The organism is Robertkochia aurantiaca (assembly GCF_020166495.1).
In the GTDB taxonomy this organism is placed as follows: Bacteria; Bacteroidota; Bacteroidia; order Flavobacteriales; family Flavobacteriaceae; genus Robertkochia; species Robertkochia aurantiaca.
Genome location: NZ_JAINZS010000004.1, coordinates 265,337 through 286,875, shown reverse-complemented (window position 1 = coordinate 286,875; position 21,539 = coordinate 265,337). Strand labels below are relative to the sequence as shown.

Sequence of the window (21,539 nt, the reverse complement as noted above, 5' to 3'; positions counted from 1 at the left end):
ATTTCATGTTTTGGTAGTTCAATACAGTTAAATTGATCGCGCTTACATTCTATTTATTTCTTTCCGGGGCAGGTGTTGAGATTAAAGGGAAGGTACAAGGGACAAAATCCAATCAGCGAGGTGACGGTAAATACAAGAGCCAGGGCCAGGAGTATAAGACCTAAAGTTCCCTCGACTATTCCTGAAAGGTAAAGCCCTGCGATTCCTGCAGCGACTATTAATCGTACTATTCGATCAGTGGTACCCATGTTTTTTTTCATGATTTTTGGTTTAAAAGTCAAAAGTTTGAATCAAAAGCACCGCTGCGGCCACCAGTATTATGCATAGCAGGCAAACAAGCAGCAATTTCCTGATCTTTCCCATGACATCGGTTTATAAAATAAATGTAGGAAATATCAAGAGTGAAAAACATGACTAAAGTCAGTGTGACCTATTTGCAATACTTTTCTCCGTCTGACCGGATGAGGCAATTGTTCTGCAGCTTGAAGCGATGGGTTTGGCCATCGTAGGAAAATATAAAGTGATTGCCTTCACTTACCGGGAAAAAGTCGGCTACCCTGTCATCATTTTGGGTGATGCTCCAAATGTGCCCTCCGTTTTCCAGGCGTATCTGAATGGATTTAAAAGTAGTTTCTTCCTTCTCTTGCATATAGAGACCGCTAATTTTTGCGGTTTCACTGTCTTCCAGTCTTATGAAAGGAGTTCCGTTCAGCTCAACCTCCTTATCGCTCACCGGTAAAAGCTCAAAGTCTTTATCCAAAAGTTCAAAAGCGTAGCGGTTGCCTTGTAATTCCTCCAATCTTGTTTTTCTGTCAAACACTTCCACATAAAGGCCCTCATCTGTGTTGTCAATATGCATCAACCGGGTTTCACTGTGTTTGCTGATCCAAGAGCCGGTGATATTAAAAGTGCCACGGGAACGACATCCTGCCAATGAGAGCAGGACGAGGAGTAAGGTGATTTTTTTCATAATAGGAGCTTAAGACTTTATAAATATAGAAAAAAATCGAAAAAATAGATTTGATCAAAGAAGGAATAATATTACTTAACCTGCTTGCTTACTTTCAGCAAGGTCGACCGTACCTGGTCGATTGAGAAGGCATGTGCGAATCGTTGCTGTTCCCTTCCATCGAGCAGGATGCGCAACACCGGAGCTGTAAATATCAGGGCTTGAGCAGCTTTTTCAGGTTCTGCTGCAGAGTCTGTGATCTCCATGGGTATGTCGGGAAATTCTTCTTCAAGCAGCCGTAATAATTTTGGTTTCAACGCCTGGCAAATTCCGCAACGAGGGCTTGTGAAAAACTCAATTCGTATTTCAGACATGTTACATTAACTACCATGCAAAGATAGCTAAGTTGGAAATGTCTGCTGGTCTCTGAATAACCATTTTGAATGCCACCTAATCCAAAACCTTCATGCTTGTTCGGATCATTTCATAAATGGCCTTTCGGTCTTTTTGAACCTTGGCAATTATTTTCAAACCGCTGTAATTGTTATACAGGCAGGCAGCCACCGAAGTCAAATCAAGATCTTTCCTGAGCTCGCCGTTTTCAATACCACGTTTGAGATATTCTTTGAAAATGTTCTCTACAAAAATTTTGTTTTCCAGGAATTGCATCATCATTTCATCATCTGCAGGTGTCATTTCCACGATGGAATTGACCACCAGGCAACCCTTAGACTTGGGGTCAGAAATCGCTTCCTCAGCACCCAGTATCATAAGCTGAGAGAGCCCTTCTTTAACCGATCGCTGATTGTCAAGAAAAGTTTGAATGAAGTTATAGTTTATCTTCAGGTAATGTTGGAATGCTAATTTGAATAATGTCTTTTTAGTGTGATGAGACCCCTCATCGCCAATAATTTCTGCAAGATCCTCCCTGGATACCGATTTATATCCTTTTTCCCAGAAGAGGTTCATAATCTTATCCAGATCGTGAAGATGAATTTGCTCTTTGATCATTATATGGATTTTAATTCCGCAAAAAAATACACATTAAAAAACTAAGTACCTGTTAATTAATTGTTTATGTTTTGAAATGAACTTTCAGGTATAATTTTTAATCCGGTAATGGTGCAGTTGCTGAACAGTTGGAGTGAAGCTGGCAAGGTAAAGCTAAGCGTGACGGCGCTTTTTACCAGGAACCAGAAGTAATTCTACCATCTTTTGATGGCAGAGACCTGAAAGCGATATTGCTTTCCGGACTCTGTTTCGGTGTATTCGATGTTTTCAATCCCGCCTCCGACTTTGAGATACCACAGCTTTTTCAGAGGTAGTTGATAACTCAGGAAGAGTGATGAGGCTGTAAGTCTTTCGTCCTGCTGTGTGAGCACGCCATTGACATTGCTGTCGGGATTCACCCCGGTACCCGCCTGAAGCTCCAGGAAATGCGTTGCTTCGTTCAGGTAATAGCGGGAGGTAAGGTTGAAAGCGGGCGCCAGATCCTGTTTTTCAGGAGTGATAAAAGCACTGAATCGCAGGAACAGGTTTGGCAGGTATTTGGCGATTCCTGCGGTGTAGGTCCATGTAGTCTCCTCGAAGGTCAGTATCCTGACACCTCCGTCTAACTCGAATTTGGCCGGCAATTGCTGAAAGACCGAGAGGGCTCCCCTGAATTGCGGAAAGACTCCGTTGTCGGTGGCGATGCCTGCAGCGAGGTAGGCATATGTTTTTTTACCCAGGCGGGGATAGGATTCCAGACTGGCCTGAAGGCCGTTCATCTCAAACCGGTTAGCGTAGTTCAGATGTAACTGTACCGGCCCTAATGATGTTTTCTTTTCATAGAATAAGCGAACGAACTGCCAGGGGGTATCGAAACGGGTCTCAAAATTTACTATTTCATAAGACAATCCTACGGCCGATTGAGAATTTGTACGCGACAATCGTTCCTGCATTCGGGCGATTTCTTTGTTGTCAGGAAACTCCCTTAGCAGAGAGTCTGAGAGCCTGAAAGCCTGTTGATGTTTTTCCATTTGTTCCAGGATCTGAGCCTGAAGAATAGCTGTCTCCCTGTTTTCAGGATCATTGATGCGGCCTTTTTCGATCAGTGTCAGGGCCTTGATGTAATTTCTCTCCTCCAGTTCCAGTCGGCTGTAAGCCCGAACACCTTCCTGATACTGCGGGTGTGATGAAACCAGGTCTTCAAATACTGCTCTCGCTTTTTCGGGCTGTTCGTTCCATCGGTAAAGTCTGCCAAGAAAGAGTTGCAGCTCAGGATAATCCGGTTGAATATCCAGGGCTGTGAGGGCCAGGTCTATGGCAGTTTTATAGTCTTTTTGCTGAAAGGCTGCATTTCGTGCATCTTCATATAAGCGCTCAGGGCTTGCGTGATCCTGGGCCGTAACGGTTAATGATATAACAAAGAATAGGAGGGAAAGTATAGGGTTAAATTTCTTCATGGATATCTGTCAGTTTTTAGCTTTGTCGATTCTGTCAAACCCTTGCCGGGTCATCTGGCCCCAGGATTTTTTTCCTCTCAGCAGATCGATATTACCCCTGAGGGCAGACCAAAACACCAAAGGATGATATAATATTGGTTCCAGCAGGGCCGTAAGAACCAGTTTATAGATGTATTTAGGTTTTTTATACTGTTGAAAGGAAATTTCTTCGAAATAAATGGCTGTAATCGAATACAAAACAGCGAAGCCGTATGCTGCTGCCATAAATGATATGGCATAGACCCAGTTCACCAGTCCCAGACTGAGGAGCAGGATGAAAAATAGCAGACCGAAGCCCTCTATAAGGGGTGCCAGCCATTCAAAGAATAACCAATAGGGCATACTCAGAACTCCAAGAACCCGGTATTTCAAATTGAACAACATCCCGCGATGAATCCATAATGTTTCAATCGTTCCGCGGGTCCATCTGTTTCTTTGCCTGATTAAGATATTATGACCATTCGGGACTTCGGTCCAACACAATGGATCTGGTATAAAACCAACTTTATAGGCGGTTTTTCTCTTATGCATCATACGACGCATTCTTACCAGTAATTCCATATCCTCTCCTACGGTCTGAGTGTTATACCCCCCTGCATCGATAACTGTTTCCTTATCGAACAGGCCGAAAGCTCCCGAAATCAGTAATAAACCGTCTGCCCTTGACCATGCCATTCTTCCCATAAGAAAAGCTCTCAGGTATTCCAGTATCTGAACCCGTTCGAGGAAACCTTTGGGCAAACGAACCGATACGATTCTTCCTCCCTGAATCTCACAGGCATTCGCCACACGTATGATACCTCCCGAGGCAATCACCTTTTTCTTGTCGTTCAAGAAGGGCCTTACCAACTTTAAAAGCGCGTCATCTGCCAGGATGCAGTCGACATCGATTGCACAGAAATAATCGTGTGAAGCTGCGTTGATCCCCGTATTTAAAGCGTCTGCTTTACCACCGTTTTTTTTATCGATAACCAGCAGTTTTTCAAATGCCTTGTTTTTTGATTTATAAACCTTCCTTACATCCCGGGTCGGAATGTTGTTTAGAAATACCAGTTCTGTTTGTTCGAGATTAAAATGCCTGATAAGGTTAGGCAGGGTATTATCGGTACTTCCGTCATTGATTATGATGATTTCGTATGAGGGGTAATTGATGGTAAGGAGGGAACGAATATTATCAACGATATTTACCGCCTCATTATAGGCAGGGGCCAGTATCGATATGGAGGGCAGGTTGGAAGATTGCAGCATAACCACCTTTTTTTCAATCTTGGATGATCGCTTGTATTCCCGGATCTCAAAGAAGGAAAAGACTGCAGAAAACAGATAGCCCATGCCCACCAGGAAGCCATAAATCAGAAATGAGAGGGTGATATACGATGTTATGTCGTTGAGAAGTGTCATCGGTTCAGGCGATTTTATGAGCTGGTGAAACAAGTCGTCGGTTTCTTTCGAATCTTCGCTGCGTTTGTGCGTGACACCCCGGAATAAGTGTTTCCAGAGCCTTGATCTCTGTATAGCTTCCTTTGTCAAGGATCACGTTAAGGATATGATCTTGTACCCGTGGAGACTCACCCGGAAAATTACGAAGCAGGTGCGTGTGCAGTTCAGCATATTGCAGTCTGGAAAGCGCTTTTATTGTTTCTGTTCTAACCCGATCTTTTTCCGCCTGAAGAAAAGGTAGGATTTTCAGGCTATGCTCAAATTGATTAAAGACACCGATCAGTCGAATAGCGAAAATACGAACCGAAATCAGAGGATGAGATAATCCTATAGAAAAATCGGGTTCAGAGCCGGTATAGTAATACCTGAGGCAATCTTCTAGATTTATCATTTCCCACATGGTGAGCTCGTGATCCAGATGCTCTATAAAGGCCAAGGGATTGCTTTCGGCCGTTTTTACAAAATAATAATAGGCCTGCTCGCGCACCCTGTAATATTTATGATTCAATAGTTTTTTAATCAGGTCGTCGGCCTTCAGTGATAATTCAGAACAATAGTGAATGGCTACTGCCTGTTCATACCATTTACCCTCCTTTAGAATACCAAATACATACTGGTCCAGCTTTAAGGCGCAGAAGAGTTCTTTCAATTTCCCTGTTGATTCGCCCCTGAAATTCTCCAGGAATTCGATGACCTGGTCGGTAAAGGTTTTTTTTCTCCAATCGGTCCTTAGATGTTTCCTTTGAAATTCCTGAACGATTTCAGCGTCTAAAGATGTCTCTTCAAAAAGAAAGATATGTATGAGTTTCAGACCTTTGTCCTGCAGTTTCATTCGCCTTACAGCTCGCCTCCTTTTCAGATGACGGAGTATAATGATACGCAGGATCAGGCTTACCACAAGGATGAGGAAAAAAACAGACAATCCATGTATTAAATGGATGATCCCTTCGGTATGATTCTTTATTTCAGGAATTAATTCAATCATGTCTTTCTGATTCCCAGACTTCTTTTAACCCTGAGTGTCAGTTCATTTGGATTGAAGGGTTTAGTGATAAAATCATCTGCTCCTAGATTGAAGGCATCAGCTATGATATGCTCCTGATTTGAAGTCGACAATACGATAACTGCAGTGTCGGGATGTTCAGTTTTAATATATTCGATGATTTCAAGCCCGGTTATAAAAGGCAACATCAAATCGGTAATAACCAGCTCGAAAGATCCTTCCCGGATCAGTGACATGCCCTGCCTTCCATCGGAGGCCGTAAGCACTTCGAAGCCCTCCCGGATTAGTTTGAATTCCAACGATTTTAACACCATGGTGTTATCTTCAATGATTAGGATTTTGGGTGTCATACGTGCTTGTTTTTTAAATGGTCACGCTTAATTTTTTCAGCGATCTGCTCATGGAGGCTATATAATTCCCTGACCAGCTCAGGTAATTGTTCATCAGAAGCCTGATGGCATATCTGCTCGCATATTTCAACGGCGCGGTTCGCCATAAGCATGGCAAAAGATGGTTTGATCTTGTGAGCGATACTCCTGGCGCTTTCAAATTTTTCTTCTGTAACATCTGCGATCAAATCGGGAATGCATGTTTCAGTAGTCTCCAAAAAAAGAATCAGGGATTCTTTTATGAAGGAGCTGTCATTTTCTGAGATATCTTCGAGGTACTGGAGTGAATAAATCTGTTGATCGGAAACGTTTTTGTCAGCCATCAGGAGCCGTCTGAGATATTGAATAATGCCGGGTTCAAAGGGTTTTTGAATCAGAGGGCCGGGATCTTGTGAATAAGTGTCATTTACTATTTCTTCGGCAGTTACTGAAACCACCACCGGTAACTGCAGTTGTAATTCGTTCTGCAGATAAGATCGAAACCGTGATGAATCAAGCGGAATACAGTTCTTTTCAGCTATGATCAGATCAACCTCTTTCTTGTGTTTAAGATATTGCACCGCTTCGTAACTGTCTTTCAGAATGATCGATTGAATATTCGCCTTGCTACATGCGTCGGCAAATCTGGACGCCTCCTGGCTGTCTGACTCGATCAGAAGAACTTTGGTTATGTCTTTCTCCTCAGAATACATGTAGGTCGGTTTTTTTCAGGGTTAAGAATCTTTTTAACATGTGCAGCAATTCCTGTTGCACAATCGGTTTTGTAAGGTATTCGTTCATTCCGTTAGACAGGCAGCGGTCTCTTTCACCCTTAAGCGCCCGAGCGGTAAGCGCAACGATAGGTGTTTCACGGCCTTCGGGTTCAAAAGAACGTATGTGTCTGGTGGCTTCTTTACCTCCCATTCCGGGCATTTGCAGGTCCATTAAAATAAGATCCACCTTGTGGGTTTTAAAAATCTCAAGCGCCTCTTCCCCGTTATATGCGGTCAGTATTTGTACCTGAGGAATATATTTCTCCAGCAAGGTTCTTACGAGCAACAGGTTTACAGGGTTGTCTTCTGCGATCAGGACCCTTGGGTTCTCAATCCAGCTGAACGCTTTGCTTTCTTTTGTCAACACCAGTGTTGCTGCAGCTGATTTTTGAAGCCTTTCCCAGCAATCAGCAATCGAAAACACCGTAATTGGTTTGGGTATCAGATCGGCATCATGACACGCTTTTTTGATTCGCTCCTGATTGACTTCTTTATCAGGGTCAAAAAGTACAATAACCGGTAATTGAGAGGATGGTATTTTCATATGGTTTCTGATATATCCTATCAGGTTCCCCGCACTTGTATAGGGTAAGGTAAGCTCTGATATGAGTAGATCGAAACTCAGAGGGCCATTCAAAAGGTCAATGGCTTCAATGCTGTTGCGGGCTGTTGATATCTGTACCTTCTGGGCTGCAAGGTTCTCCAGAGTTACCTTGGGAAGAAGATGTTTTTCGCCTACCAGCAGGATACGACGCGGTAAAACAGATATAGTTTCCGGCTGGCCTGTTTTTTCTGAAGCCTCGAAGGGTACTTCAAAATAAAAGGTACTTCCTCTGCCGGGTTCGCTTTCTACATGTATTTGACTGCCCATAAGGTTCAGTATACTGTTGCTGATGGTTAGCCCGAGACCCGTGCCCCCGTATTTACGAGTGGTCGAACTATCTTCCTGGTCGAAAGCCTTAAAGATCTTTTGTATGTTTTTAGATTCGATACCTATGCCGGTATCTGCTATCGAGAAAAGAACCACTGACGAGTCTTTTTCTGAGTTTGTTGGCATGCTTACTTTTAAGTGTACATGCCCTTTATGAGTGAATTTTATGGCATTCCCGAGCAGATTGATCAATACTTGCCTCAAACGAACCTTATCGGTTTTCACCAGATAGGGGAGAGATTGATCATAATCGAATTTAAGCTTTAGCCCCTTTTCTTCTGCTTTGTATTGTATCATGTCAATGGTTGACAAACAAAGGGAATAAAGGTTGGTGTCTTCAGATTCCAGTTCTACCTTTCCCGCCTCGATTTTTGAAAAATCAAGCACATCATTAATTATATCTTGCAGGTGGTCTGCCGAGGTGCAGACCGTCTGAATATATTGTGATTGAGTCGTACTGAGCTCGGTTTGCTTCATCAGTTCAGAAAATCCAACGATGGCATTGAGAGGGGTGCGTATCTCATGACTCATATTCGCCAGAAATTCTGATTTGGACCGGCTTGCTCTTTCGGCCTTTGCCTTTTCCAGCAAAAGAGAAGCTTCCATTTTTTTAAGTCTGCTGATATCGGTCGCTACACCAAGATAGCCAGTGATCTGCCCGGTATAATCGTGAATGGCGGTTACCACCAGCTGTACCGGAAATCGTTCACCGTTCTTTTTGATGTATGTCCATTCCCGTGATTCGAACTCATCTTTCCGGGCTTTGTGAATGAATACCTCAAACCCTTTTATTTCCCGGCCATAATAATCGGTAAGTTCCTCTGAACGCATTTTAATTTCCTTATTGTCATGGAAACAAACAGGCTGATGAATTCCTATTACATCCTCGGGCTTATACCCTAAAAGGTTTTGAGCACCCTTATTAAACTTCCTGATCACCCCGTTCAGATCTGTTTCGATGATCGAGACATGAGTGGTGGCATTTAGCAGGCATTGCAACTCTCCTAAACTGTCGGTCAAAGCTTTTTCAGTGACCACCCTTCGGGTAATGTCATTGATCTGCCCCATATAATAAAGGGGATCACCTTGTTCATTTCTGATGAGAGAGACATGTATGAGTCCGTGAACAATATTGCCGTTCTTGTGAATAAACCGTTTTTGTACGCTGTAACTTTCTTTTCTGGCACTGGTTAATTGCTGGATTAGGTGAAGGTCGTTCTGGCGGTCTGCCGGGTGGGTTAGTTCAGAAATACTCATCTCCAGTAGTTCATCTTTGGTATAGCCAATGATATTTCCCAAAGCGTTATTGACCATTAACCATTGCCCCTTTAATGAAACCAGTGCTACCCCAATGGGAGAGTGTTCAAAAGCCGCTTTGAATCTGCGGGCATAGGTGCTTGCCTTTTCCTCCAGGTTCTTGCGGGCCGTGATGTCTTCATAAGTGGTAAGGATAAAGGATTCATTGAGGTTCGGACTATGTATCAATGAGGTATGTACCTGACACCAGATTGTTTCGCCGGTTTTTTTAACGAAGCGGCATTCAAGATTATATGAGTCAAATTCTCTGTTCAGCAGTTTCCTTCTGTAAGTCTGGGCTGTCGGGAGGTCTTCAGGGTGTACAAGATCTTTGAAGGTAATGCCCATGATTTCTTCATGGGACATGTTTTCCAGACCCATGATATCAACACTGGCCCGGTTATACCGTATAAGTTTCTGGTTGGTATCGACCAGGACCATTCCCATAAATGATTTGTTGAAAAGAACTTCGAATCGTTCTTTGGTAAGTAAACGCTCGTTTTCTTTCCGTTTATCCTCCCCGATATCCTGGAACGTCCCAAAAATTCTGATACATTTTCCGTTATCGAATTCTGGGGTTCCTACGGCTCTGACCCAAATTTCCCGTCCCTTAGCCGTAATGAGTTTTAATTCTTTGTCGTAAGGAATTCTATTTTCGACAGCTTCTTTTACGGCCTTCTGTATCGATTCCCTGCTCCAGCCTTCCTTGTAAAAAGAGATGGCTGTTTCTAAATCCGGTTCATAATCGTCGGGGACCTCATGAATTTCCTTTGTGACTGATGTCCAGGTTATTGAAGGTTCATCAAAGCGCACCTCCCAGCCACCGACTTTTGAAACCTTATTGGTGATCCGGTAGAGTTCGTTCTGTTTTGACAGACTGCTTAAAAGATCTGAGTTTTCCCGTTCGGGGACTTTATTGAAACGAATGAGCAGGACCTTATGATTTCTCACCAGGTATGTATCGATAGCAAAGGGGTGTTTCTCACCGTTGTTCGGTTGGAGGATAAGGGTCTCGCTGAAATCTGATTTTGCCTGAATATCTGTAATCAGAGTTCGGAAACGATTTCTGGCGTCAGGAGAAAGCAGCTCCATCGAGCGTTCCCACTGAGCGGCTGCTTCGGGAACGGCAAGATTAACCGACTTCCAGAAGCGTTCATCTGTAAAGAAGGATGCGGGATTTCCGGCTTCAAAGAACCAAAATCCGTCACTGCGCCTGGCTAAAAGCCAATGCAGGAGTTGTACGTCATGTTGAATCAGATCCCGAAGCCTTTGGTCGGAATCAATCAGGTTTTGGGGCATAGATTAAGGGCTGATTTGGGGGGTGTAAAATAATCAGTATTAACCAAAAAATCCAAGTTTTTTACAAGTTTAATGGCTGATAAATCCCCATATAGGAAAATTATCAGAGACTATTGATTATAATCACTATCAGGTAGTTGTACACCCGTGGGTATTTTGTGACCGGCACTTGTATTTTGGTAATTATCACACACCCCACATCCCGCGATGACGGGGGTCTTCGTTATACTCCCTGGGGCTTGATCAAAGTTTAAAAAATTAGGTTTCTTCCCCCGGCCGGGGGAAGGTGGCAACACCAAAGGTGTTGACGGAAGGGGGTATTGTATCCGTTCAGATATCCCCAGGGATGTTGTGCATCGTGAACCCGGAGATCGTTAATATCAGCCTTTTTGATGAGCATATCCGTATCCCGCATCCCGTAACGGCGGGGTTAGCTCGTTCCACTCGCTGAGTCCCGCCCGGTCATCTTGAGCATAAAAAGCCAGGACCCTCCGGGCCTGTCTTTTGTGTTTTCATCTGTCCTTACAAAAACGAGTTTTTGACGGCCGTCTGAAAACACAAAAGCCGGAACTTGCGTTCCGGCTTTTTATGCATCTGTACTCGAGGCGGGACTTGAACCCGCACGAACATTGCTGTTCATTGGATTTTAAGTCCAACGTGTCTACCAATTCCACCACTCGAGCTGCTCTCGCACTGGTAAAAAAAATACGCAAGCAGGGGCCTGCGTATTAGAGCGAAAAACGGGATTCGAACCCGCGACCTCAACCTTGGCAAGGTTGCGCTCTACCAACTGAGCTATTTTCGCATGGTTTATATGAACGGTGCTATTCGGTTCGTTCTCTCGAACTCTTGCCGTGATAGCAGGTGCAAATTTAAAACATTTCTGTAAAATGCAAAGTATTTTTTTAAAAAGCATGCTTTTTTATGCCTGCTTTTTTTTCACCAGCATCCGCTTGATCTCGTTGAGTTTCATAAGGGCCTCCACCGGGGTCAGGGTATTGATGTCTGTATGCAGAATTTCGTCTCTGATCTCCTCAAGCAAAGGGTCATCTAAGTTGAAGAAACTCAGTTGCATTTCTTCATCAGCCGCTTCTTTCAGGCTTCCGGCAATCTCTTCCCCCGAATGGGATTTTTCGAGCTTCTTCAGCATTTTATTGGCACGTGTGATCACCTGCTGAGGCATCCCGGCCATTCGGGCCACATGGATACCAAAACTGTGTTCGCTTCCGCCGGGAACCAGTTTCCGCAGAAAAAGCACTTTGTCTTTCAGTTCCTTTACAGAAACATTGTAGTTTTTAATACGTTCAAAACTGTCGCACATCTCGTTGAGCTCGTGATAATGCGTGGCGAAAAGCGTTTTTGCTTTCGAAGGGTGCTCATGCAGGTATTCGGTGATGGCCCATGCGATAGAGATCCCGTCATAGGTGCTCGTACCACGGCCGATCTCATCGAGCAGGATCAGGCTTCGCTCAGAAAGATTGTTCAGAATGCTTGCTGTTTCATTCATCTCCACCATAAAGGTCGATTCACCCATCGAGATATTGTCGCTGGCACCCACCCGGGTAAAAATCTTATCGACTATCCCGATACGGGCTGATTCGGCAGGAACAAAACTACCCATCTGGGCCAAAAGAACGATCAGTGCGGTTTGTCTCAGGATGGCAGACTTACCACTCATGTTCGGTCCTGTGATCATGATGATCTGTTGCGATTCGCGATCCAGGCATACGTCATTCGCTATATAGGCTTCTCCCGGGGGGAGTTGCTTTTCGATCACGGGATGACGCCCCTGTACGATCTCCAGGTCTGTCGAATCGTCTATCTGCGGACGGCGGTAATCATTTTGCACAGCCAGGTTGGCAAAACCGCAGAGGCAGTCAAGCTGCGCCAGCAAGCCTGCGTTTTTCTGTACAGCGGGTATGTGGTCATTCATCCATACCACAAGCTGGGTAAACAACTGTTGTTCCAGAACGGCTATTTTCTCTTCGGCTCCGAGGATCTTCGATTCATATTCCTTCAGTTCTTCAGTGATATAGCGTTCTGCATTTACCAGGGTTTGTTTTCTGATCCAATGAGCAGGAACCTTGTCTTTGTGGGTGTTTCGCACCTCGATATAATACCCAAAAACATTGTTGCTGGAAATTTTAAGCGATGAGATCCCGGTATTTTCCATTTCCCGCTCCAGCATTTGGTCGAGATAATCTTTTCCTGAAAATGCCAGCTTGCGCAATTCGTCGAGTTCAGCCGAGTAGCCTTCGGCGATCACCGATCCTTTGGAAAGGTTTACAGGAGCTTCTTCGTTCAGCATGGTGCTGATACGACCTGTGAGCTCCTCACAAGGATCCAGAGATGTGGCAAGAGACTTCAAGGGGTCGTTTCCCTTTTTGTTGATAAGCTCCTGAATCGGTGTGATTACAGAAAGGGATTCTTTGAGGTGTACCACTTCCCTCGGGTTGATCTTACCGGTGGCCACCTTTGATATCAGGCGCTCCAGGTCGCTTAACGAGCCGATCTTTTGCTGCAGGGCATGCAGCAGTTCTTTCTCCCGGGTCAGGTGTTCGACCGTTTCATGGCGCCCGATGATCTCTTCGCTCTTTTTCAGGGGAAGAGCCAACCAGCGTTTCAACAGCCTGCTTCCCATGGGCGACTGTGTGTGATCGATTATATCGATGAGGGTGACCGCATTGGCAGCGTTTGAGTGATGAAGCTCAAGGTTGCGCATGGTGAAACGGTCCATCCAGACGTAATCTTCCCTTGCGATTCGCTGAAGTTTGTTGATATGGTCGAGTTGCTTATGCTGTGTTTCTGAAAGGTAATGCAGGATAGCGCCTGCCGCGATGATCCCTTCCTTCAGGTCTTCAACGCCAAAGCCTTTCAGGGTGTTGGTTTTAAAGTGAGTGTTCAGGGTTTCCCGGGCATAATCATCCTGGAAGATCCAGTCTTCGAGGAGAAAGTCATGCCAGTGTTTTCCAAAGGTTTCCCGGAAGCTGATTTTCTGCTTCTTAGATACCAGAACTTCACTGGGAGAGAAATTCTGCAGCAACTTGTCGATATATGAGGGTTTACCTTCCGCCAGCAGAAATTCACCGGTTGAAACATCTAAAAATGAAACCCCCATCAGGGTTTTTCCCGAATGTACCGCACAGAGAAAATTGTTGCTGCCTGCCTGAAGGATGTCGTCGTTCAATGCTACCCCGGGAGTTACCAGCTCTGTCACACCCCGTTTAACGATCGTCTTGGTTTGTTTGGGGTCTTCGAGCTGATCGCAGATGGCTACCCTTTCACCCGCCTTTACGAGCTTAGGCAGGTAAGTGTTCAGGGCATGGTGAGGAAATCCGGCCAGTTCGGTTCGATCGCTTCCGTTGTTTCGCTGGGTTAAAACGATCCCAAGAATTTTGGCTGTGCGAACGGCATCTTCACCAAAAGTTTCGTAAAAATCTCCTACCCGAAACAGTAAAAGAGCATCAGGATATTTCGCCTTGATGGTGTTGTACTGCTTCATTAAAGGGGTTGCTTTCTTTTTCTTTGCCGCCAAAACTCAAAGGATTTATAGAATATTCAAAACTATTATTTTTTGTTTGGCTTTTACATTTTTTGTCAGGTTGTTTATAAACAGAAACTGTTGATATTTCGCAGCCGCCGGCCAAAGTCTCTCCCGGATTACGCCAGGTGAAATCAACATCTGATGCATATCGCGTTAAGAAATTATATTTTTGCTGAAAAGTTAATGGCATGCGAAAATTAAAAAACAGCGAATTGGATCGGTTGAACGTCTCAGAGTTCAGGGAGGTTGAAAAGATGCCGGTGATTCTCATACTCGATAATGTGAGGAGTCTTAACAATATCGGATCTGTATTTCGTACCGCCGATGCTTTTCTGATCGAAAAGATCTGGTTATGCGGGATCACCGCCACTCCGCCGCATAAAGACATTCATAAGACGGCGCTGGGTGCCACCGAAAGCGTAAGCTGGGAGTACTTTGAAGATACCCTGGAACTGGTAGAGCAGCTAAAGAAAGAAAATGTGGAGACCATAGCTCTTGAGCAGGCTGAAGGGGCACAGGAATTGCAGAACTTCTCTCCCGAGAAAGGAAAGCGCTATGCCTTCGTGTTGGGTAACGAGGTGAAGGGAGTGGCTCAAAAGGTGGTGTCTGCTGTTGACCGGGTGATAGAGATCCCGCAGTATGGAACCAAGCATTCGCTGAATATTTCGGTTAGTGCCGGAGTGCTTGTCTGGGATGTGGTATCGAAAATGAGGAAGTGACCGGACAAAAAAAAGGATCCGTAAGTGCGGATCCTCGAAAAATATTTAAGTAAAGTTAGCTAGTTTCGCTCGTTTTGTGTGGTACTAATTAATAAAACCTGATTTTAAAAACCAAAAATTCGCTGAAAAAAACTGTATTATCTTCTCTTGACCCCGAATTCGTGTATTTGGTCGATGATGTACTGGTAATCCTCAGGCTTTTGAACGAAATCAAGCTCGGAGACGTCGATGATCAGCGAATTCAGGCTTGAATGCGTTTTGATGAATTCCAGGTAGCCCTTATTAATGGCATCCAGATATTCAGACGGAATATTTTGCTCGTAATCCCTTCCTCTTTTCCTGATATTTTCGAGCAGCCGTTCGGTATTCTGGTGCAGGTAAACGTATACATCGGGTTTGGCGACCTCATTATACATGAAGTTGAAAAGTCTTCGGTAAAGCTTAAACTCTTCTTCAGCCAGGGTTACCTTGGCAAATATCAACGATTTAAAAATATCGTAATCGCTCACCATAAAACTCTTGAACAGGTCTCTTTGCGAGGTGTCGGTCGTAAACTGCTGGTATCTTTCAGCCAGAAATGACATTTCAAGCGGGAAGGCGTAGCGTTCCCTGTTTTCGTAGAATTTAGGCAGAAACGGATTGTCGGCAAATTGCTCCAGGATGAGCTTTCCGTCGTAATCGGCTGCAATTTTCTTAGCCAGGGTGGTCTTTCCGGCACCTATATTTCCTTCAATAGCTATGAAGCTGAATCCTGAGAAGTCTTTCTTGACCACTTCCAGCTCCTGATCGATCTTTTTTATCGTTGAGGTGTCAGGGCAGTTCTCTAACAGCTCTTTGATTGACTTCCCTGAAACGGGATGTTTCAGTTGAGGTGCCAGATCAAAAAGAGGTTGCAGAACAAAACGTCTTTCATGTACCCTGGGGTGGGGTACCCTCAGGTCAAATTCGTCGATGACCTCATCTTCATAGAACAGTATGTCCAGGTCGATGGTGCGCGCCGTGTATTTCCCGTCACTGCTTCTTACTCTTCCCAAAATACGTTCAGTTGCCAAAATGATTTCCAGCAGTTCCTGAGGTTCCAGCGTGGTTTCTAACAGTGCACAGGCGTTGTAAAAGTCGTCACCTTCGAAACCCATGGCCGGGGTTTGGTAGACCGGAGAGGTTTTTGTGACCTGACCGGCATGGCCGTCCAGCATCTCCAGGGCATTGGTCAGATACCCCATTCGATCGCCTACATTACTACCTAATGAGAGATATGCTTTTTTGCTCGATTTCATAGATCGGCAAAGTAAAAAAAAGAATACGACAAAAGTTTATCTTTGTGGGTATTGTTGAAAAGTTTAGGCTCATACAACAGGCATCAGCCGGATCGGTTGTAACATTTATTGCCTTTTGTAGACCAATCAAAAAAATTGCACGATGAAGTTTCTCAGAAACCTGCTTGCCTCTGTCATGGGGACCCTTATAGCGCTCGGTATTATTTTTATGTTCTTTCTGATAATCGCCAGTCTGGCCGGAAGTTCAGAGGATGTTGTGCGCGTAAAAAACAACTCGGTTCTTGAAATTTCCTTCCAGGAGCCGATAAAGGATTATGGCGGACAGTTCAAGTTCACTGACCTGCAATGGGAATACGAAAATTATAACGGACTTAATAATATTCTTTCTGCCATAGATCACGCGCGAACCGACGATCGCATCAGGGGAATAAGTATCAATAACTCCTTTCTTACCGCAGGTTCGGCCAGTGCCAAGGCGATTCGTGATGCCATAGCGACATTTAAGGAGTCGGGAAAATGGGTATATGCCTATGGGGATCTGATGGTTCAGAAAGATTATTACCTGGCTTCAGTAGCCGATTCTGTTTTTCTTAACCCTGCAGGCGAGCTGGATTTCAGAGGGCTTTCTTCAGAAGTGCTATTCTATAAAGAGCTTCAGGAGAAGTCGGGAGTCAAGATGGAGGTAATACGTCACGGAAAATATAAAAGTGCGGTGGAGCCCTTTTTGAGCAATGAAATGAGCGAAGAGAACAGGGAGCAGATCTCCGAACTGCTCGAATCATTATGGGATACCTTTTTGGCAGACATTTCGGCAGACAGGAATATTCCGAAGGAGCGTTTAAACCGGCTGGCAGATTCCCTGGGTGCGAGAACACCCGGGCTGGCACTTGAAAACGGCTTCGTAGATGCCCTTTTCTATACCGACGAATACAGGGATCTCATCACGCGTAAACTTGATGAACCCACCTCTGAAGATATCAACCTGATCACCATACGGGATTACGCGAAACATGTGGCTCAGACCAGGGGTGCATATGGCAGCAATCGCGTAGCCGTGATCTATGCGCAGGGAGAGATCGGATATGGTGAGGGGAGTGATGACTATATAGGTCAGGGCGTAATGTTCAAAGCACTCAGAAAGGCCAGGGAAGACGATAAAATCAAGGCAGTCGTGCTCAGAATAGATAGTCCTGGCGGATTGGCTCTGACCTCAGATCTGATCTGGAGAGAGATCCTGGTGACCAGAAAAGTGAAACCGGTTGTGATTTCCATGGGAGATATGGCTGCTTCAGGCGGATACTTTATGGCCGTTGCCGGCGACTATATCTTTGCAGAGCCTTCGACTGTAACCGGTTCGATAGGTGTGTTCGCCACCATTCCCAATATGCATGAGCTCGCAGATCGTATTGGTATTAATGCTGAACAGGTAAATACGAACAGGCACTCCACACCCTATAGCCTTTTTGAACCGGCAGATGAAGAGTTCCGTGAACTGGCCAGGGAACAGATCGAAGATTATTACCGGGAGTTTCTCAACAAGGTAGCCGAAGGGCGTAATATGAGTGTGGAAGCCGTAGATGAGGTGGCGCAGGGAAGAGTGTGGACAGGTGTTCAGGCTCTTGAAAAAGGATTGGTAGACGAATTGGGAGGCCTTGATGATGCCGTGAAATACGCAGCTGAACAGGCGGGGATAAGCGATTACAAGACCATTGATTATCCGGTATATGAAACCAGTATAGAGGAAATACTCAGAGGACGCTCAGGCGTAGGTCTGTTTCGCTCAAAGCAGGAGTTGTTAAAGCAGGAAATAGGGGAAGAGCTGTTCGGAATTTTACAAAATATCAAAACCTGGGGTGAACAAAAAGGAGTCTATGCCCGTCTCCCTTTTGAAATCAACATACGCTAAAGAATGGATCGCAGCAAAGAGTCAAAGGCCTTTCGGGTATATCTTTTTCTGGCAGCACTGTTCATTACCTCCCTGGTGGTTTCGAATCTGATCTTCCAGAAATTCTTCTACTGGTATCCTTTCGGAGATTCAGAGCTTTTCGGGGCCCGGTTTTTTGAAATTTCGGTAGGAATTCTCCCGTATCCCATCACCTTTCTGATTACTGATCTGATCTCAGAGATCTACGGACAAAAAAGAGCGAATCAGGTGGTAACGGCCGGAATATTTGCTTCTTTATTTTCCATGCTTATCATTTGGGTGGCCAATGCGGTTCCCGCTATTGCCGATTCACCGGTAGATGACCGGGTGTTTACCCAGGTATTTGCCCTCTCACCGGTAGCTGTTCTCGCTTCGATGATGGCCTATCTCTTCGCTCAGTATATCGATATTTCCATTTACCATTTCTGGAAACGAATTACAGACGGCAAATATTTATGGCTGAGAAATAATTTCTCGACATTCACCTCACAGTTTGTCGATACCTTCACAGTAGTATTGCTGTTGTGTCTGTTTGGTGTATTGCCCTGGAGTGCTTTTTACGGGCTGGTGATAAGCGGCTTCGCTTTCAAGGTACTTGTGGCCATATTCGATACGCCCTTTCTTTATCTGTTCGTCTTTCTTTTCAGGAGGTATTTTGCCCTTGAACGAAACGAAGAGATCAGTTTTTCAATGACCAAGGGTTGAGACCTTTGAAGAGGGTTTTAAAGTTGTATTAAAATTCCGTATTTTTTAAAAAAGCAATGACGGTGTTTTATACCTTCACCAAACAATTAAAGCCCTTACTTCAATGAAAAAGATCATTAAAATAATCGCCGGTATTCTTGTGGTCCTGTTGGCTGCCCTCGTGATACTGCCTTATATGTTCAGAGATCGTATCGCCGACCAAATAAAAAAACAGATCAACAAGCAGATAGATGCTGAATTTGACTTCGAATCGGCTGATCTGAGCTTGTTCAGAAGTTTTCCTGACGTAGCGCTGACACTCAGCGAACCGGAGGTGATCAACAAGGAACCTTTTAAGGGAGATACGCTATTCAGGGCTGGCCGGCTGAGTATGTCATTACCATTACGAACGCTCTGGGATAACTCAGGTGAGATCTCAGTGAATGAGTTTTTGATGGAGCAACCCCGTATGAAAATAGTGATCGACTCTGCAGGAAAAGCAAATTACGACATCTATAAAGCAGGTGGCAATGAAGCTCCTGCTGAACCAGGTGGCAGTTCGGCCGGAATAGACCTCCGTTCGTATCGTATCGAAAACGGGAAGATCAGTTATGAAGACTACGGCACAGGAATTTATTTACTGCTCGACAGTCTCGAGCATAGTGGTCAGGGAGATCTTTCACAGGTGGTTTCCCGCCTCAATACCCAAACCCGGGGGAAGGTGTCTTTTACATATGACAGTGTTAATTATCTCGATCATCATTCGGTAGACCTCGAAGCGCTGCTGGAGATCGATCTGGAACAGAATAAATACAGCTTCCTCGAAAATAAGGCTCTGGTAAATCGCTTGCCGCTTATCTTCGATGGGTATGTGCAACTGATGGATGAGGGGCAAATGGTAGATCTGAGCTTCAGTACCCCGGCATCTGATTTCAGCAATTTTCTGGCACTGATCCCTGAAGCGTATTCAGGAAACATTCAGGGAGTGACCACCAGTGGTGACTTTAAGGTGAACGGTCGCATTAACGGAATGTCTACCGATGAGCGAATTCCCGCTTTTTCGATAGGGATGGTAGCCGAGAATGCCTCTTTCAATTATCCGGACCTTCCCAAGTCAGTAGATGACATTGAGTTTACCGGAAGCCTGGCCAATGAAACAGGTGATACAGATGATACGTATATGCATATCGATACCCTGAGGTTCAGGATCGATCAGGATCGATTTGCAGCTCATGCACTTATCGACCGGCTCACCGGGAATATGCTGGTTGACCTGAAAGCAAAAGGTCGTATCAACCTGGGTAGTCTTTCAAAAGCTTACCCCCTCCCGATGGAAGAGGAGCTTAACGGAATTATAACTGTGGATATGGACGCTAATTTCGATCAGCGTTCCATAGAGCAGGAGAACTATAAGAATGTCAGGGTTGCCGGATCAATGAATGCAAGGGATGTAAGATATGCCACTGAAATGCTGCCGGGAATTGTGATGATTGAAACAGCAAATCTGGCTTTGAATAATAACAAAGTACGCCTGTCAAACACCATGGTTAAAACAGGGCAAAGCGATATGAAGCTTTCAGGAAATCTGGATAAGGTGCTGGAGGCTGTTATGAATGGCGGTGTCATGAAGGGAGATTTCGAGCTGGATTCCCAGAAGCTTGTGGTCTCAGATTTTAAAACGGCGGTCGACAGCAGCAATACCGATGCCTCCGGCGAGACAGAAGATGCTTTTAAATTGCCCGCTAACCTCGACCTGCGATTCAGAGGTCAGGCAGCCACGGTGGTCTATGATAATATCGAATTAAAGAACGCGCGGGTAGCGTTAAGCCTTGCCGATCAGGAACTGAAGTTCGACGATATCAGTGCGAATGCCCTGGGCGGACGTTTAAGCCTCAAGGGAACTTTAAATACCCGTGAAAATGAACCGCAGTTTGATATGAACTTCGGGCTTAATGAGCTTGATATAGCCTCCTCTTTTGAAAAGGTTGACCTGCTTAAAAGACTTGTTCCCCTTGCTGAAGCTCTGCAGGGTGTGCTCAATTCGCAGTTGCGGCTGAATGGTAACCTGGGTACAGACCTGACCCCCGTGCTGAACTCCCTGAACGGGAATGCAGATGCGAGAATCACCACCCGTGAGGTGGAATCGACATCCATGCCGTTGGTAAACCAGCTTAGCAATAATCTTTCATTTTTTGATCTCAAGAAGCTTGAAGGTCGCACCATAGAAACCTATCTGGAGTTTTCTGACGGAAAAGTGGAAGTAAGACCTTTCAGTTTTACTTTTAACGATATACAGGTCAATGTATCAGGAGGGCACAATTTTGATATGAGTATGAACTACAAGTTGCGATTTGAAGTGCCTGCCAGATATCTCGGAGGGGAAGTGCAGAGTCTGTTGCAAAAAGTTGGTGGTGCCGATATGACGGTTCCGGTTACAGCATCAGTCACCGGAAGTTATACCAATCCTTCGGTAAGTACCGATATGGATGAGGCTGTTAGCACGCTCACTACGCGTTTGGTTCAAAAGCAAAGGGATGAGCTTACCAAAAAGGGTACAGATGCAGTAGGAGGGGCACTTGATAAGCTGCTGGGGTCAACTGCGACCGACAGTGTAAGCAAGCCGAAAGATTCAAGCCCGGCCAGCCGTGAAGTTATTGAAGAGAAAGCAGGGCAGCTCCTGAAAGGTATTTTCGGAAAGAAGAAAAAAGATACGGTAAATCGTAAATAAGAAGCCGGTATATGGTTTAATAAAGCCTTCCTGCTGTAGGAGGGCTTTTTTGTAGGGGGCACTTCGGGAGAGTGATGCCGATATTGCCGAAACCGCCTTATTGCATTAAACGTTTGAT

At 44.9% G+C, this 21,539-nt stretch carries 17 protein-coding genes and 2 tRNA genes; 4 read left to right on the top strand and 15 right to left on the bottom strand.

What is annotated here, in order from left to right; genetic code table 11:
• Positions 1 to 53: 53 nt before the first annotated feature.
• From K7R10_RS07055 to K7R10_RS06990, 14 genes are all read right to left on the bottom strand, one after another.
• The gene (locus K7R10_RS07055; protein WP_224483977.1) at positions 54 to 260 is read right to left on the bottom strand and encodes a YgaP family membrane protein; all 207 of its coding nucleotides are present in this window, start codon (positions 258 to 260) and stop codon (positions 54 to 56) included.
• 170 nt (positions 261 to 430) lie between these two features.
• Entirely contained in the window at positions 431 to 970 is a 540-nt protein-coding gene (locus K7R10_RS07050; protein WP_224483976.1) for a hypothetical protein, read from the bottom strand.
• A 71-nt stretch (positions 971 to 1,041) separates the two neighbouring features.
• Positions 1,042 to 1,323 carry a thioredoxin family protein gene (locus K7R10_RS07045; RefSeq protein ID WP_224483975.1) on the bottom strand — a complete coding sequence of 94 codons (282 nt, stop codon included), beginning with the start codon at positions 1,321 to 1,323 and terminating at the stop codon, positions 1,042 to 1,044.
• Between the two features lie 76 nt (positions 1,324 to 1,399).
• Positions 1,400 to 1,960: a TetR/AcrR family transcriptional regulator gene (locus K7R10_RS07040; RefSeq protein ID WP_224483974.1), complete on the bottom strand. Its 561-nt coding sequence runs from the start codon at positions 1,958 to 1,960 to the stop codon at positions 1,400 to 1,402.
• A 194-nt stretch (positions 1,961 to 2,154) separates the two neighbouring features.
• The gene (locus tag K7R10_RS07035; protein WP_224483973.1) at positions 2,155 to 3,396 is read right to left on the bottom strand and encodes a YaiO family outer membrane beta-barrel protein; all 1,242 of its coding nucleotides are present in this window, start codon (positions 3,394 to 3,396) and stop codon (positions 2,155 to 2,157) included.
• Positions 3,397 to 3,405: 9 nt separating this feature from the next.
• Entirely contained in the window at positions 3,406 to 4,836 is a 1,431-nt protein-coding gene (locus K7R10_RS07030; RefSeq protein ID WP_224483972.1) for a glycosyltransferase family 2 protein, read from the bottom strand.
• A 4-nt stretch (positions 4,837 to 4,840) separates the two neighbouring features.
• Positions 4,841 to 5,860: a hypothetical protein gene (locus K7R10_RS07025; protein ID WP_224483971.1), complete on the bottom strand. Its 1,020-nt coding sequence runs from the start codon at positions 5,858 to 5,860 to the stop codon at positions 4,841 to 4,843.
• Positions 5,857 to 6,228: a response regulator transcription factor gene (locus K7R10_RS07020; protein ID WP_224483970.1), complete on the bottom strand. Its 372-nt coding sequence runs from the start codon at positions 6,226 to 6,228 to the stop codon at positions 5,857 to 5,859. The genes K7R10_RS07025 and K7R10_RS07020 overlap by 4 nt, the downstream gene beginning before the upstream one ends.
• Entirely contained in the window at positions 6,225 to 6,959 is a 735-nt protein-coding gene (locus K7R10_RS07015; RefSeq protein ID WP_224483969.1) for an Hpt domain-containing protein, read from the bottom strand. The genes K7R10_RS07020 and K7R10_RS07015 overlap by 4 nt, the downstream gene beginning before the upstream one ends.
• Entirely contained in the window at positions 6,949 to 10,545 is a 3,597-nt protein-coding gene (locus tag K7R10_RS07010) for a PAS domain S-box protein (protein WP_224483968.1), read from the bottom strand. Before K7R10_RS07010 ends, K7R10_RS07015 begins: the two co-directional genes overlap by 11 nt.
• A 597-nt stretch (positions 10,546 to 11,142) precedes the next feature.
• Positions 11,143 to 11,228: transfer RNA gene (locus K7R10_RS07005), tRNA-Leu, on the bottom strand.
• 49 nt (positions 11,229 to 11,277) lie between these two features.
• Positions 11,278 to 11,350, bottom strand: a tRNA-Gly gene (locus K7R10_RS07000).
• Between the two features lie 117 nt (positions 11,351 to 11,467).
• The gene (gene mutS / locus K7R10_RS06995) at positions 11,468 to 14,047 is read right to left on the bottom strand and encodes a DNA mismatch repair protein MutS (protein WP_255610467.1); all 2,580 of its coding nucleotides are present in this window, start codon (positions 14,045 to 14,047) and stop codon (positions 11,468 to 11,470) included.
• On the bottom strand, positions 14,010 to 14,279 hold the full coding sequence (locus K7R10_RS06990; RefSeq protein WP_224483966.1) for a hypothetical protein: 270 nt from the start codon (positions 14,277 to 14,279) through the stop codon (positions 14,010 to 14,012). Before K7R10_RS06990 ends, mutS begins: the two co-directional genes overlap by 38 nt.
• Between K7R10_RS06990 and K7R10_RS06985 the strand changes: the two genes are divergently transcribed.
• Positions 14,278 to 14,808: an RNA methyltransferase gene (locus tag K7R10_RS06985; protein WP_224483965.1), complete on the top strand. Its 531-nt coding sequence runs from the start codon at positions 14,278 to 14,280 to the stop codon at positions 14,806 to 14,808. The two genes, K7R10_RS06990 and K7R10_RS06985, sit on opposite strands and share 2 nt — an antisense overlap.
• A 137-nt stretch (positions 14,809 to 14,945) precedes the next feature.
• Here the strand turns inward: K7R10_RS06985 and folK are convergent, their stop codons facing one another.
• Entirely contained in the window at positions 14,946 to 16,085 is a 1,140-nt protein-coding gene (gene folK, locus K7R10_RS06980) for a 2-amino-4-hydroxy-6-hydroxymethyldihydropteridine diphosphokinase (RefSeq protein WP_224483964.1), read from the bottom strand.
• A 142-nt stretch (positions 16,086 to 16,227) separates the two neighbouring features.
• On the opposite strand from folK, the gene sppA reads away from it, so the two are divergent.
• The 3 genes from sppA (at position 16,228) to K7R10_RS06965 (ending at position 21,421) form a co-directional block, all read left to right on the top strand.
• On the top strand, positions 16,228 to 17,991 hold the full coding sequence (gene sppA / locus K7R10_RS06975) for a signal peptide peptidase SppA (RefSeq protein WP_224483963.1): 1,764 nt from the start codon (positions 16,228 to 16,230) through the stop codon (positions 17,989 to 17,991).
• A gap of 3 nt (positions 17,992 to 17,994) precedes the next feature.
• Positions 17,995 to 18,714 (top strand): queuosine precursor transporter, encoded by a 720-nt coding sequence (locus K7R10_RS06970; RefSeq protein WP_224483962.1) that lies wholly within the window; start codon positions 17,995 to 17,997, stop codon positions 18,712 to 18,714.
• A 103-nt stretch (positions 18,715 to 18,817) separates the two neighbouring features.
• Positions 18,818 to 21,421, top strand: a complete 2,604-nt coding sequence (locus K7R10_RS06965) for an AsmA family protein (RefSeq protein ID WP_224483961.1) — start codon at positions 18,818 to 18,820, stop codon at positions 21,419 to 21,421.
• Positions 21,422 to 21,539 lie beyond the last annotated feature (118 nt).